Source organism: Paraburkholderia saeva, assembly GCF_907164555.1.
Taxonomy (GTDB): Bacteria; Pseudomonadota; Gammaproteobacteria; order Burkholderiales; family Burkholderiaceae; genus Paraburkholderia; species Paraburkholderia saeva.
The window spans coordinates 413,762-427,649 of the sequence record NZ_CAJQZC010000004.1 but is presented as its reverse complement, the minus strand read 5'-3'; the positions used below and the strand labels follow the sequence as shown (position 1 = coordinate 427,649).

The window sequence follows — 13,888 nt, the reverse complement described above, 5'->3', positions numbered from 1 at the left end:
TATCTGGCGCGCCTGGCATCCGGCGGCGCCAGAAGCAAAAAAGGCGATTCCAGTTGGAATCGCCTTTTTTTCGCACTTCAGCAGCGCGGCCCGTTGGGCTCAATTGTGCTCAGTAATCCGCATCCTCGATCCATGCGGCCTGGATCGCTTCGAGGATTTTCTCGTTGGATCGGTTGGGATCGTCGTCGAATCCGTCCAGTTCCATCACCCAGCGGTGCAGATCGGTGAAACGCACCGTTTGTGGATCGACGGCCTGATGCTTGTCCGTCAGTGCCATCGCGATTTCCTGCGTGTCGGTCCATTTCATGGCTGCTCGCTCCTCTTAGTGATTTTCCTTCGCGTGATTGATCGAATAACGCGGGATTTCAACAACGAGGTCCTGGTCGGCCGGCACCATCGCCTGGCACGACAGCCGCGATTCCGGCTCGAGACCCCATGCCTTGTCCAGCAGGTCGTCTTCGTCTTCCTCCGACGGCACGAGCGCGTTGAAGCCTTCGCGCACGAGTACGTGACACGTGGTGCAGGCGCACGATTTCTCGCACGCGTGCTCGATTTCGATGCCGTTATCCAGCAGATTGTCACAGATGCTCTTGCCCGGCACAGCTTCGATTACCGCGCCCTCCGGGCACAGTTCGACGTGAGGCAGCACAACGATTTGAGGCATACGGGTTCCGTTTGTTCTCTCGGCACGCCGCCGTCAGTCAGGCTACGTACCATTTTACCGGTGGCGCGCGTATTTTTGATATCGGCGCGCGTCACCTGATCCAGGGATTACAGCGATTCAGATCTCGTCGAGCTTGCGGCCCGCCAGCGCGCGCCGGATGCCCTTGTTCATGCGGCGCGCGGCGAATTCGTCGGTGCCTTCGGCAAGGGCTTTGGTCGCCGCCTCGACGGCATCGACGTCGTCGCCCTGCGCTACCGCCCGCAACGCGGCCAGCAACGTATCGAGCTGGACGCGTTCATCGTCGTCGAGCAGTTCGCCGTCGGCGGCGAGCGCCGCGTCGGTCGCTTCGACGAGACGCTGCGCTTCAACCTGCGCCTCGCGCAGCGCGCGGGCGCGCATGTCGACTTCGGCGGTCTTGAAGCTGTCTTCGAGCATCCGCGCGACGTCGTCGTCGGCGAGACCGTAGGAGGGCTTCACTACCACCGAAGCCTCGACGCCCGAATGCTGTTCGCGCGCGTACACCGAGAGCAGGCCGTCCGCGTCGACCTGGTACGTCACACGAATGCGTGCCGCGCCGGCCGCCATCGGCGGAATGCCGCGCAGCTCGAAACGCGCGAGCGAGCGGCAGTCGCTCACGAGTTCGCGTTCGCCCTGCACCACGTGAATCGCCATCGCGGTCTGGCCGTCCTTGAACGTCGTGAAGTCCTGCGCACGCGCAACCGGAATCGTCGAATTGCGCGGAATGATTTTTTCCGTCAACCCGCCCATTGTCTCGACGCCGAGCGACAGCGGGATGACGTCGAGCAGCAGCCAGTCGTCGCCATCGGCGCCGCGGTTGCCGGCCAGCAGATCGGCCTGGATCGCCGCGCCAAGCGCGACCACCTGATCCGGATCGAGATTGATCAGCGGCGGCTGGCCGAAGAACGTCTCGACCGCACGGCGGATCACCGGCATGCGCGTCGCGCCGCCCACCAGCACCACGCCCTTGATGTCGGCGGGCGCGACTTTCGCGTCGCGCAACGCCTTCTTCGTGGGGCCGAGCGTGCGCTGCACGAGTGCCTGCGTGACGGTTTCGAAGGTGGCTTCGTCGATCGCCAGATCGAGCTTCGTGTCGTTCGAGAGCATGACGTCGAGCTTCGCGTTCGCCGCGCCGGAGAGCGCTTCCTTCGCCACGCGCACGTGATCGAGCAGCAGGCGAACGTCTTCCGGCGTTAACGTCTGCGGCGCGATGCCCGCCTGCGCGAGCACGTGGCGATACAGCGCGTGGTCGAAGTCGTCACCGCCTAGCGCGGAGTCGCCGCCTGCAGCGAGCACTTCGAACACGCCTTTGGTGAGCTTCAGAATGGACAGATCGAACGTGCCGCCGCCAAGGTCGTACACGGCGTACAGACCTTCCGAACCGTTGTCGAGGCCGTACGCGATCGCCGCGGCGGTCGGCTCGTTCAGAAGACGCAGCACGTTCAGACCGGCGAGACGCGCGGCGTCTTTCGTCGCCTGGCGTTGCGCTTCGTCGAAATAAGCGGGCACCGTGATCACCGCGCCGACGAGTTCGTCGCCGAGCGAATCTTCGGCGCGCTGACGCAGCGTCGCGAGAATTTCCGCCGACACTTCGACCGGGCTTTTCACGCCATCGATCGTACGGATCTGCACCATGCCGGGCGCATCGACGAAGTCGTAGGGCGCGTTCTCGGCGCCTTCCACTTCGCTTTTGCCGCGGCCCATGAAGCGCTTGACCGACACGATCGTGTTGCGCGGATCGCTCGCCGCCTCGGCCTTCGCCGCGCGGCCAATCCGGCGGCCGCCCTTTTCCAGATAACGCACGACGGACGGCAGCAACATGTGGCCGTCCTCGTCGGGCAGCACGTCGGGCACGCCGCTGCGCACAGCCGCGACGAGCGAGTTCGTAGTGCCGAGATCGATACCGACAGCGAGACGCCGCTGATGCGGCGCGGGCGCCATGCCGGGTTCGGAAATTTGCAGTAAAGCCATCTGTGATCTTCTTCGGGGATTGTTCGACCCGTGAATGTTTGAATCGGATTGAATCGCCTGACCGGCGACTAATGTGACCGGAAACGTCGCATCAATCGTCGAGCCTGTCGATCTGTGCGCCAATTTCCGACGCGACGCGCTCGATGAACATCAACTGACGCACCGCCTCGCCCGCCGCCTGGTTCGCGCCGCTGTCGAGCAGCGCGCCCAGCTTCGTGAAGCGCACGCGCTCTTCGTCGCGCAGCTCCGTGAGGAGCGCATCGAGCGCATCGACGTTTTTCGCGGCGGCGGCGTCTTCGATCCCTTCGCGCCATTCCATCTGCTGCATCAGGAACGCCGGCTCCATCGCGGTGTTGTTCTCCGCGCCGACGTCGATGCCGCGCAGCGACAGCAGATACGTCGCACGTTTGAGTGGATCGCGCAGCGTCTGGTACGCCTCGTTGGTGCGCGTCGCCCACTGCATCGCGATGCGCTTCTGCGCGTCGCCGGCGGCGGCGAAACGGTCGGGATGCACCTGCGCCTGGACCGTGCGATACGCGTGATCGAGCGTGCTGCCATCGATCGCGTATTGCGCCGGCAGGTTGAACAGGTCGAAGTGGCTGTCGGTCAGCGAGGCCATCGGATTACGTCGTCGGTTGATAAAGGCATGGAAGGCAAGTGAACTGTGCGGCGTAACGCGCGGCTACAACACCTGGCGGAAATTAAAAAGGCGGCCCGCGCCGCCTTTTTCCCGCTTCGCGCGGATCTACACGCGGAACGATTCGCCGCAGCCGCACTCGTCCTTCACGTTCGGATTGTTGAACTTGAAACCTTCGTTCAACCCTTCGCGTGCGAAATCGAGTTCCGTGCCGTCGATGTAGGCGAGGCTCTTCGGGTCGACGATGACCTTCACGCCGTTGCATTCGAACACTTCGTCTTCCGGCGCGAGTTCGTCCACATACTCCAGCTTGTAGGCAAGACCCGAGCATCCCGTCGTGCGCACACCGACGCGCAAGCCGACGCCTTTACCGCGCCGTGTCAGGTATTTCTGGACGTGCTGTGCTGCCTTTTCGGTCAACGTAATTGCCATAGCGTTTCTCATTGCGCGGTGACGCGTCGTCGCGTTCCCGCTGCCCTGCCTGCATCCATATTCGTTCACGCCCGGGTGGTCCGTAACACGTTGCCGTGCCGTGGAACCGCCCGCTGCCTGCTTTTCGCCTTACGCGTGCTGCTTTTCGCCCGCTTGCGTCGTTTCGCCGTGACGCTGCTTGTAGTCGGCGACCGCTGCCTTGATCGCGTCTTCCGCGAGAATCGAGCAGTGGATCTTGACCGGCGGCAGCGCGAGTTCTTCGGCGATCTGCGTATTCTTGATCGACATGGCCTGATCGAGTGTCTTGCCCTTCACCCATTCGGTGACGAGCGAGCTCGACGCAATGGCCGAACCGCAGCCGTACGTCTTGAACTTCGCGTCTTCGATGATGCCGTCCGCGCCCACGCGGATCTGCAGCTTCATCACGTCGCCGCAAGCCGGTGCGCCGACCATGCCGGTGCCGACTGCGTCGTCGTCTTTCGCGAACGAACCGACGTTGCGCGGGTTTTCGTAGTGGTCCAGAACCTTGTCGCTGTAAGCCATGATGTCACTCCTTGATTCGTTTCAAACCGCGTTCGATTTCGATTTCGGAATCGACGTCGATGTCAATGCTGGCGCGTCAGTGCGCGGCCCACTGGATGGTCGAAATATCGATACCGTCCTGATGCATTTCCCACAGCGGCGACAGATCGCGCAGCTTGGCAATCTTGTTCTTCAACAGGTTGATCACGTAGTCGACGTCCTGCTCCGTCGTGAAACGGCCGACCGTGAAGCGGATCGAACTGTGCGCCAGTTCGTCGTTGCGACCGAGCGCGCGCAGCACATATGACGGTTCCAGCGAAGCCGACGTGCACGCCGAACCCGACGACACCGCGACGTCCTTCACCGCCATGATCAGCGACTCGCCTTCGACGAAGTTGAAGCTGATGTTCAGGTTGTGCGGGACACGCTTTTCCATGTCGCCGTTCACATACGTTTCCTCGATTTCCGACAGGCCGCGGAGCAGACGGTCGCGCAGCATGCGAATGCGCTCGTTTTCCGTCGCCATTTCTTCGCGCGCGATACGGAACGCTTCGCCCATGCCGACGATCTGGTGCGTAGCCAGCGTGCCCGAACGCATGCCGCGCTCGTGACCGCCGCCGTGCATCTGCGCTTCGATCCGGATACGCGGCTTGCGACGCACGTACAGCGCGCCGATACCCTTCGGACCGTACGTCTTGTGCGCCGAGAACGACATCAGGTCGACCTTCAGCTTTTGCAGGTCGATCGCGATCTTGCCGGTGGCCTGCGCCGCATCGACGTGGAAAATGATGCCTTTTTCGCGGCAGATTTCGCCGAGCGTCTCGATGTCCTGCACGACGCCGATTTCGTTGTTCACCGACATCACCGAAACCAGGATCGTGTCCGGGCGCAGCGCGGCCTTGAACACGTCGAGGTCGATGAGGCCGTCGTCCTTCACGTTCAGATACGTGACTTCGAAGCCTTCGCGCTCAAGTTCACGGCAGGTATCGAGCACAGCCTTGTGCTCGGTCTTCACCGTGATGATGTGCTTGCCCTTGCTCTTGTAGAAGTGCGCGGCGCCCTTGATCGCGAGATTGTCGGATTCGGTCGCACCCGACGTCCAGATGATCTCGCGCGGGTCGGCGTTCACGAGCGCGGCGACATTCTCGCGCGCTTCCTCGACCGCACGTTCCGCATCCCAGCCATACGAGTGGCTGCGCGATGCGGGGTTGCCGAACTGCTCGCGCAGATACGGAATCATCTTGTCCACCACACGCGGATCGACCGGCGTCGTCGCGCTGTAATCCATGTAAATCGGCAGGTGGGGAATGTCGTTATTCATCAATCGCTCCGGGAAATCTGGGTACTGGCTCTGGCTTTCGATCCGAGGGCATTCTGTCGTGCCCTTCACGCCTGCGCCCGCAGGCTTGCCTGCAGGCTTTCTAACCGGCCAGGTTGAAAACGGAATTCGGGCCTTTCGGCGTGACACGTGCAGCTTCGACAGCCGGCGCTTCGCTGCGCCGGTCGCGCAGCACGGCGGGCGCACCTTCGCGCGCGCGTTGCTGGTCGACGAGGTCTTTCAGGGACACGGAATCGAGATACTCGACCATCTTCTGGTTCAGCGTCGACCACAGCTCGTGGGTCATGCAATGACCGTCGTGCTGTTTGGTGCCTTCGCACGTGCCCTTGCCGCCGCACTGGGTGGCATCGAGCGGCTCGTCCACGGCAATGATGATGTCGGCCACGGTCACCGCCTCGGCGCGACGCGCGAGGTTGTACCCGCCGCCCGGCCCGCGAACGGACTCGACGATCTCATGGCGACGCAGCTTGCCAAACAGCTGCTCGAGGTAGGACAGGGAAATGTGCTGGCGCTGGCTGATACCCGCAAGCGTCACCGGGCCCTGCTCCTGGCGCAAAGCCAGGTCAATCATCGCCGTGACGGCGAAACGGCCTTTCGTGGTGAGTCTCATGATGTATTGGGAACCGCAATTCTCGACAATTTTCGTCAAGTATAAATACATGACGGTTTTAGTCAAGTATCCCTCTTCCCATTCCGGTTATCTAAAAGACAGAAGACTGCGCGGTACGCCGCGCCGTCACGAAGTCAACTGGGGCCGCAGCGCCGCGATCAGGCCGCGGCAGGCCGCTTCACACTGGTCCAGCACACGCTCGAAGCCCGCGTCGCCGCCAAAGTACGGGTCGGCCACTTCGCGGATGTCGGTTGCGGGCGCAAATTCCATCAGCAGACGGATCCTGTCGCGCTGCGCCGGCGGACAGATGGTCTTCAAGGCCGTGACGTTCGCGTCGTCCATTGCGATCAGCAGATCAAACTGCTCGAAATCTTCTGGCGCGATCTGGCGCCCGCGTAGCGCCGACAGGTCGTAACCGCGCTGACCGGCAGCCTGTTGCGCGCGACGGTCGGGCGCGGCGCCGATATGCCAGTCGCCGGTGCCCGCCGAGTCGATCCGGACACGATCGGACAATCTTGCTGCTTCGACCTGATGCCGCATGACGCCTTCGGCGGTCGGCGAGCGACAGATGTTTCCGAGGCAGACAAAGCAGATGGAGATCGTTTTCATCAGGATATTTCAGCTTGCGGCGACGTTCATGGGGCCGCATTGCGCAGCGAAGTCGCGATTATACAAAGGCCGTCGCATTCACGTTGGCGACGGCCCGGCACCGGTTTTACAGCGCTGTCTGCACCGCCGGCATCATCGTGGCTTCACGCAGGCTCTTCGCAGGCATGCTGGCGTCATCGCCGACAAGCCCGTACGATACGGCCCGCGCCAGTTCGGCGGAGAACTGGCCGGCGGCAAGCGGGCTTTGCGTCGCGCGCGAAGCAGCGTCGCTGCAGATATGGACATAGGCGGCGGCCGCAAGCGGCAGGACGATGGCGAGTGGCCAATACATCGATATTGTCTTTTTCATGATGCGTTCCTTGATTAGGGGCTGTGAGCTCGTGACCCACTTTGCCCAGCAAGCATCATAAATTGAGATGCAATCCGGAAAAACCCACCCCCGTGAGAAACAGCGTTGTCCTGAACGAAACAGTGAACATTCGCGAGCGCGGTCCGGATGGTCGTCTCCCAGATATGCAGTGAAAGAAATCCTTACAAAATCGCACAATGCAAACATGACAAGCCCTGTAAAACGCTGTCTTACTGCTATGAAAGGCTTGTGAGTCAACCCCATGAAACGCTTTACATTGTTAGCTGGTCTTGCGACCGCAACTGTTCTCGCAGGTTGCGCGGTTTATCCGGATGGCACGCCGGTCTACGGCGGGGGCTATGACGGTTACGAGCAGGCGTATCCCGCGTATGGCTATGGCGGCGCGCCCGCGCCGGAGGCGAATGTCTACCTTGGCTTCGGCAATTACTCCGGCCCCGGGTATTACGACCGGGGTTACTACAATCACGGCAATTACAACCACGGCTACTATGGACAGGGCCACCCGCCGCCGCCACAGGGTGGACGACCGGGCGGAGGCGGACCGCCGCCGGGTGGCGGCGGTCGTCCGGGCGGGGGCGGCGGCCCACCGCCGCCTCAGGCAGGCGGACCGGGCGGCGATCACGGCGGAGGACACCCACCACCACAAGGCGGCGGCAATAACAACGCGCGTGGCGGCGGAAATGGCGATAACAACGCGCGCGGCTCCGGTCGCGGCGATAAACCCACCGGCTACATGAGCTGGCAGGACCGCCGCTAGATAACCGGCGTGCGTGTGCCTGATACCCAAAAGCAAACGGCGCGGCATGAATCCGCCCCGTTTGCACATGGGCCGACAGTTCGGCCGATCAGCCGATATGGCTGCGTTGCGCCGCGTACAGCTCGCGGAACGTCCGCCCGACAGGCGCAGGCATATCGCGCGTATTGGTCCAGCCCGAGCCAAGCGGCAGTCGGGCGATCATCCGCTTCTTCCCGCCCATTCTTTCCATGACGCGTGCGGCGAGTTTCGTGAATAGCGCGTAGGCGCCTGGATGTAGTGCGAAATAGCCCCACACGGCAAGCCCGACGCGCTCCTGCCAGGGCCGGAGGTGGCGTTCCATCTGTTTTTCGCGAAGCTTGCGCAGCAGGTCGGATAACGGAATGCCGACTGGGCAGACGCTATTGCACTCACCGCAAAGGGTGGCGGCCTGCGGCAGGTCGAGCGCCTTCTCGATGCCGACGTAGGCCGGGGTGAGCACCGAGCCCATTGGCCCCGGGTACACCCAGCCATATGCGTGACCACCGACCTTCTGATAGACCGGACAATGGTTCATGCAGGCGCCACAGCGGATACATCGCAGCATCTCCTGAAAGTCGCCGCCAATCAGCCCGGTGCGCCCGCCATCGACCAGCACGACGTACATATGCTCCGGCCCGTCCTGATCGCCCGCACCACGCGGGCCAGTCAGGACGGAAAAATAGTTCGACGTGGACTGCCCCGTCGCCGAGCGCGGCAACAGCCGCATCGCCGTGGCCAGGTCTTCAAGCGTCGGGAGGATCTTTTCGATGCCCGTCACCGCAACGTGCACGCGCGGCATGACCGTGCACATACCTTCATTGCCCTCGTTCGTCACCAGCGCGACCGAGCCCGTTTCGGCCACGAGGAAGTTGCCGCCCGTCACGCCCATATCCGCGGTCATGAAATGCGGACGGAGCACCTCACGCGCCTCGCGCGTCATGTCGGGGATCTCGGTCAGGCGCGGCCGCTGGTGCGTACGGGCAAAGAGGTCAGCGATCTCTTCCTTGTCCTTGTGGACAACCGGCGCAATGATGTGGCTCGGCGCCTCGTGATCGTTGATCTGCAGAATGTATTCGCCAAGATCGGTTTCGATCGACTGCACGCCCATCTCGCCAAGCACCGCGTTCAGGCGCATTTCCTCCGTCACCATTGATTTCGTCTTGATGACCTTTTTGACGTCGTGCTTGCGGGCAATGTCGGCGATCAGGTGCGCTGCCGCCTGCGTCGTCTCGGCAAACAGCACCGTGACGCCGCGCCGTGTCGCCTCGCGCTCGAACGTCTCCAGCCACACGTCGAGGCTCTCGAGCGCGCGGTTGCGGCGCGCTTTCAACGCCTCGCGCGTCGCGGAAAAATCGATCTCGGTGATCGCGGTGGCGCGCGCCGATACGAACTTCGTCGAGAGTTTGGTGAGATTCTGCTGCAGACGCTGGTCGGCAAGCTTCTGGCCCGCACGCGCCTTGAACTGCATCGATTGAACCTGCATGGGGCCCCTGAATCCAGTAGATGAACGACTGTGTAACAGATCATGACGCCAGCTTGCGGAGCGCGGGCCGGCTGGCACGAAAGTCAGGCATCGCCGGCCAGCACCTGCGCGATATGCAGCACGCGTGTGGTCGTATCGCCCGTGCGGCGCAAACGCCCTTCTATATTGAGCATACAGCCGAGATCTCCCAGCACGACGGCCTGCGTGCCGCTCGCGTGGATGTTCGCGCACTTCTCGTCGACGATCGCCGTGGAAATGTTCCCGTACTTGACGGCAAACGTGCCGCCGAAGCCGCAACAGTGTTCACAGTCCTTCATTTCGTTGACGGGCACGCCCACCTGGGCGAGCAGCGCCCGCGGCTGCGCCTTCACGCCTAGCTCGCGGAGGCCCGAACAGGAATCGTGATAGCTCACGGGCCCTTCGAATTCGCCGGGCGTGAGCTTGATGTTCGCGATGCTGACGAGAAACTCGGTCAGTTCGAACACCTTGGGCTGAAGCCGCGCATAGCGGCCCATCAGATCGGGATCGTCGCGAAAGAGATCGCCGTAGTGCGCGCGGATCATGCCGCCGCACGACCCGGACGGCACGACGATGTAATCGAACTGCTCGAATTCCCGCAGCGTCTTTTCCGCGAGATCGCGCGCAATGCGGCGCTCGCCCGAGTTGTACGCGGGCTGCCCGCAACAGGTTTGCGCCGGCGGGACCACGACTTCGAAACCCGCCTGCCCAAGCAGCTTGATAACTGAGAAACCGATCTCCGGACGCATCAGGTCGATCAGGCATGTGACGAACAAACCGACTCGCATGTGGGCTCCCTCGGGAAAACGTCCCCGATTATCCGCTGTCCGGCGCGTAAATCCAACGCCGTTAGCCATCCAGACAAGAAGCGTCCGGATTTCGAGTATCGCCTCCAGACCGTCTCAAATGGCGTTCGCTTTTTTCACAATACGAGATACAATCGTTTTTCTGCTGTTTGACGCGTCAACTGATTTCTGCCCATGAGCGATACGAACCCGGATCCCAAGACTTCGATCCAGGTGATCGAGCGCATGATGCGCCTGCTGGACGCCCTTGCTGCGCATAGCGACCCGGTCAGCCTGAAAGAGCTCGCACTCCGTACCGAGCTTCACCCTTCCACTGCCCACCGTATCCTGAACGACATGGTGACGTGTCGACTCGTCGACCGTTCCGATCCAGGTACATACCGGCTCGGCATGCGTCTGCTCGAACTCGGCAATCTGGTGAAGGCGCGGCTTTCGGTCCGCGACGCGGCGCTTACGCCGATGCGCGAGCTGCATCGTTCGACCGGGCAAACCGTCAACCTCTCGGTGCGTCAGGGCGATGAGATTGTCTATATCGAACGGGCGTACTCCGAACGCTCGGGCATGCAGGTGGTTCGGGCGATCGGCGGCCGCGCGCCGCTGCATCTGACTTCTGTCGGCAAGCTGTTCCTCGCCGCCGACGAATCCACCCGCGTGCGCGCGTATGCAACGCGCACCGGCCTGTCCGGCCATACGCAGAACAGCATTACCGATCTGGCCAAGCTCGAGCGCGAACTGCTCAACGTGCGCCAGCAGTCATGCGCCCGCGACAATGAAGAACTCGAGCTGGGCGTGCGCTGTATCGCGGCGGGAATTTACGACGACACAGGACATCTCGTCGCCGGGCTTTCGCTTTCTGCGCCGGCTGACCGCCTGCAGGATTCATGGCTAGGCCAGCTGAGCCAGACGGCGCTTCTGATTTCGGAGTCGCTCGGCTACCGGCCCCAGCCTCAACCGGGCGGCGCGCAGCCGGCCCAGACTGCATGATTGCGTAGTCGTCCACAGGCACGCCGTCACATACAGAAAGCACCCATGAAAAAGCCCCGCAGATGCGGGGCTTTTCGCTACCGGCAAAGCCGGTCAAATATAACGCGCTCAGGTACCCGCGCCGCCGTTGTCCGCGCTGGTGATGTGCGCATCACCGCCGTTATCCAGCCACGTGCGCAGACGCGTCGCGTCCGCGAAACGCGAATACTTGCCGGCTGAATCGAGCAGCACCATGATCATCGGACGACCATTGATGGTCGCCTGCATCACGAGGCACTCACCCGCTTCGTTGATGAAGCCTGTTTTCTGCAGACCGATATCCCACGTCGGGTTGCGCACCAGCGCATTCGTGCTGTTGTACGCCAGCGACCGCTTGCCCGTGAATACCTCGTAGCTGCGGTCCGTCGAGAAGCGGCGGATCATCGGATACTGGTACGCTGCGTTCACCATCTTCACGAGGTCGCGTGCGCTGGACACGTTCTGGCTCGTGAGGCCGGTCGAATTCTCAAAGTGCGTATCGTTCATGCCGAGTGCCTTCGCCTTGGCGTTCATCGCCGCGAGGAAGCCCGGACGGCCGCCCGGGTAATAACGTGAGAGCGCCGCCGCGGCACGGTTTTCCGACGCCATCAGCGCGATATGTAGCATGTCTTCGCGCGAAAGTACCGAGCCCACGCTCAGGCGCGAACGCGTGTTCTTCTCGTAGTCGCGATCTTCGTCCGTGACTTCGATCTGCTCGGTCATGGGCGCTTTCGAATCAAGTACCACCATCGCGGTCATCAGCTTCGAGATCGAGGCGATCGGCACGACGGCGTGCGAATTCTTGTCGAACAGCGGCTCGGATGAATTCTGGTCGACCACGTAGGCGACGCTCGAACGCAACATCAGGGCGTCCGGCGTTTCGTGCAGGCCGAATGCCTGGCCAACGCTTTGAGTGCGCGGCTCGAAGGCAACCTGGCGCACAGCCGAATGGCGGCGACCGTTCATCGAGTACGAAACGCGACGCTTCTTCGACGTGACACGCGGGGTGTCGTCATCTTCGCTTTTCGCCGCGACGGTCTTCGCAGCCTTCGACGACTTCGCAGCCGCAGTGGATTTTTTCGACTTGCCCGCTTTCGCCGTTTTGGCGGGAGCAGTCGTGGCGTCGGACGCAGCGAATGCGTCGACGGGTACGGCGAGCGCCGCAGTGAAGACCAGGGAGGCGGCCACCGAGAGAGCGGTGCTGACAGCCGCGCCGTGGATCACTTTGAGCGACGAAAACATGTCGGTTTTCATTGGTGTTCTGTATAGAGCGGCAAGAGTTGTCCGCAAGTGTAGTAAAACCACGAAAAATTAGCAATATTAAGCACTTAAAGGCCCTCCTTAAACCGCCTTGTCAGGTCCGATTGTAGAAAGCCAATAAATATGGCGCGCCTGATCGAAAAAAACGATCGACGCGCCGGACAGTCTGCTGATGCGCTGGGATCGGTGCCCTACTTCCAGCATAACGGCAAATGCGCGCCAGGCTTGATGGGGGGAAACACTGTCCGCGCGGCATCGTGGCGCTGGCGACCAGGTTTGATCCCGAATGCGCGCCGCTTCACGCCGGAATGGCCGATCACGCAGTGCCGCATGACTGTTAAGCACATGCTGCAAAAACTGCTGCCGCGTTCGACCACAATGGTCTTTTAACGTTCCGTGACAGTTTCGGTTTACCGGAGAGTCAGGGATTCTGCCATTGTTTGCCCGATCCTGCTGACGGCCCTGTAGCCGCACGTCACGTAAATCCGGTCATGCCGGGACGCACCGTGTCAGTGCAGGAGATTTTTCCGGGACGTCACCGGAATGTCATAGGCACTTCATAACCTTTTGTTTTGTCGATATTTTCTTGACATTGTGCAACGCACAAAAAGCGCTTGACTTTCAAGATGGCTGTCCTAAAATGGGAACCATTGCTGCGATGCACAAAAGATTGTTTCCGGTGCGTGTCGACAGCTTTGCCGCTTATTAACCCATCGCGGCCCGCAACTAGACGGGCCGTTTTACAGGAGCGTAAACATGACCCTGCTGACCCCTGAGCAATTCGCCGCAGCACAAAAAGCCAACTTCGAAACGCTGTTCGGTCTTACGGCCAAGGCTTTTGAAGGCGTGGAAAAGCTCGTCGAGCTGAACCTGCAAGTCGTGAAGTCGACGCTCGCAGAAAGCCAGGAAAATGCACAACGCGCGCTGTCGGTGAAGGATGCGCAGGAACTCCTCGCGCTGCAAGCCAGCCTCGCCCAGCCGGTCGCCGAAAAGGCGCTGTCGTATGGCCGTCACGTGTATGAAATCGCCTCGGCTACGCAAGCTGAGTTTGCCCGCGTCGCAGAAGCCCAGTACGAAGAACAGAACCGCAAGGTGCAATCGCTCGTCGAAAACGTCGCGAAGAACGCACCGGCTGGTTCGGAAACCGCCGTCGCCGTGATCAAGTCGGCCATTACCGCCGCCAACACGACGTACGAAACGGTTCACAAGGCGACGAAGCAGGCAGTCGAAATCGCCGAAAGCAACTTCAATGCAGCCGCTACGGCCGCTTCGAAGGCTGCTTCGCAAGCTGCAGCACAGGCATCGCGTTCGACCAAGAAGGCAACCGTCTAAATTTTTATTGGACGTCGAAAGCCTGTAGTACCGTAAGCGA

At 61.7% G+C, this 13,888-nt stretch carries 17 protein-coding genes; 4 read left to right on the top strand and 13 right to left on the bottom strand.

The features are described 5' to 3' along the window. Positions 1-109: 109 nt before the first annotated feature. The 10 genes from iscX to LPA36_RS13365 all read right to left on the bottom strand — a co-directional run bounded on the left by iscX (position 110) and on the right by LPA36_RS13365 (position 7,151). Positions 110-307, bottom strand: a complete 198-nt coding sequence (iscX, locus tag LPA36_RS13410) for a Fe-S cluster assembly protein IscX (protein WP_090530349.1) — start codon at positions 305-307, stop codon at positions 110-112. Between the two features lie 15 nt (positions 308-322). Further along, on the bottom strand, positions 323-664 hold the full coding sequence (gene fdx / locus LPA36_RS13405) for an ISC system 2Fe-2S type ferredoxin (protein WP_228877187.1): 342 nt from the start codon (positions 662-664) through the stop codon (positions 323-325). 117 nt (positions 665-781) lie between these two features. Then, positions 782-2,653 carry a Fe-S protein assembly chaperone HscA gene (hscA, locus tag LPA36_RS13400; protein ID WP_228877186.1) on the bottom strand — a complete coding sequence of 624 codons (1,872 nt, stop codon included), beginning with the start codon at positions 2,651-2,653 and terminating at the stop codon, positions 782-784. 91 nt (positions 2,654-2,744) lie between these two features. Beyond that, positions 2,745-3,272, bottom strand: coding sequence for a Fe-S protein assembly co-chaperone HscB (gene hscB, locus LPA36_RS13395; protein WP_228877183.1), 528 nt, complete (start codon positions 3,270-3,272; stop codon positions 2,745-2,747). 126 nt (positions 3,273-3,398) lie between these two features. Beyond that, positions 3,399-3,722, bottom strand: a complete 324-nt coding sequence (gene iscA / locus LPA36_RS13390; RefSeq protein WP_064268965.1) for an iron-sulfur cluster assembly protein IscA — start codon at positions 3,720-3,722, stop codon at positions 3,399-3,401. Positions 3,723-3,851: 129 nt separating this feature from the next. After that, a complete protein-coding gene (iscU, locus tag LPA36_RS13385) occupies positions 3,852-4,265 on the bottom strand; it encodes a Fe-S cluster assembly scaffold IscU (protein WP_228877182.1) in 414 nt (137 codons plus the stop codon). A gap of 76 nt (positions 4,266-4,341) precedes the next feature. Then, the gene (locus LPA36_RS13380) at positions 4,342-5,565 is read right to left on the bottom strand and encodes an IscS subfamily cysteine desulfurase (protein WP_228877181.1); all 1,224 of its coding nucleotides are present in this window, start codon (positions 5,563-5,565) and stop codon (positions 4,342-4,344) included. 100 nt (positions 5,566-5,665) lie between these two features. Continuing rightward, entirely contained in the window at positions 5,666-6,193 is a 528-nt protein-coding gene (gene iscR, locus LPA36_RS13375) for a Fe-S cluster assembly transcriptional regulator IscR (protein ID WP_228877178.1), read from the bottom strand. Between the two features lie 126 nt (positions 6,194-6,319). Next, positions 6,320-6,802 (bottom strand): low molecular weight protein-tyrosine-phosphatase, encoded by a 483-nt coding sequence (locus LPA36_RS13370; protein WP_228877176.1) that lies wholly within the window; start codon positions 6,800-6,802, stop codon positions 6,320-6,322. Between the two features lie 106 nt (positions 6,803-6,908). Next, positions 6,909-7,151, bottom strand: a complete 243-nt coding sequence (locus tag LPA36_RS13365; protein WP_228877175.1) for a hypothetical protein — start codon at positions 7,149-7,151, stop codon at positions 6,909-6,911. 262 nt (positions 7,152-7,413) lie between these two features. On the opposite strand from LPA36_RS13365, the gene LPA36_RS13360 reads away from it, so the two are divergent. Continuing rightward, complete coding sequence (locus tag LPA36_RS13360) at positions 7,414-7,929, top strand: hypothetical protein (RefSeq protein WP_228877173.1); 516 nt, start codon at positions 7,414-7,416, stop codon at positions 7,927-7,929. Between the two features lie 88 nt (positions 7,930-8,017). Here the strand turns inward: LPA36_RS13360 and LPA36_RS13355 are convergent, their stop codons facing one another. Both LPA36_RS13355 and LPA36_RS13350 read right to left on the bottom strand, forming a co-directional pair. Beyond that, positions 8,018-9,430: a lactate utilization protein B gene (locus LPA36_RS13355; RefSeq protein ID WP_228877171.1), complete on the bottom strand. Its 1,413-nt coding sequence runs from the start codon at positions 9,428-9,430 to the stop codon at positions 8,018-8,020. Between the two features lie 83 nt (positions 9,431-9,513). Beyond that, positions 9,514-10,236 carry a (Fe-S)-binding protein gene (locus tag LPA36_RS13350; RefSeq protein ID WP_228877169.1) on the bottom strand — a complete coding sequence of 241 codons (723 nt, stop codon included), beginning with the start codon at positions 10,234-10,236 and terminating at the stop codon, positions 9,514-9,516. Positions 10,237-10,428: 192 nt separating this feature from the next. On the opposite strand from LPA36_RS13350, the gene LPA36_RS13345 reads away from it, so the two are divergent. After that, positions 10,429-11,238, top strand: coding sequence for an IclR family transcriptional regulator (locus tag LPA36_RS13345; RefSeq protein ID WP_228877167.1), 810 nt, complete (start codon positions 10,429-10,431; stop codon positions 11,236-11,238). A gap of 108 nt (positions 11,239-11,346) precedes the next feature. Here the strand turns inward: LPA36_RS13345 and pbpG are convergent, their stop codons facing one another. Further along, on the bottom strand, positions 11,347-12,510 hold the full coding sequence (gene pbpG / locus LPA36_RS13340; RefSeq protein WP_228877166.1) for a D-alanyl-D-alanine endopeptidase: 1,164 nt from the start codon (positions 12,508-12,510) through the stop codon (positions 11,347-11,349). A 129-nt stretch (positions 12,511-12,639) separates the two neighbouring features. Between pbpG and LPA36_RS13335 the strand changes: the two genes are divergently transcribed. Continuing rightward, the gene (locus LPA36_RS13335) at positions 12,640-12,906 is read left to right on the top strand and encodes a hypothetical protein (RefSeq protein WP_228877165.1); all 267 of its coding nucleotides are present in this window, start codon (positions 12,640-12,642) and stop codon (positions 12,904-12,906) included. A 366-nt stretch (positions 12,907-13,272) separates the two neighbouring features. Further along, on the top strand, positions 13,273-13,848 hold the full coding sequence (locus LPA36_RS13330; RefSeq protein WP_228877164.1) for a phasin family protein: 576 nt from the start codon (positions 13,273-13,275) through the stop codon (positions 13,846-13,848). The last annotated feature ends 40 nt before the right edge of the window (positions 13,849-13,888 follow it).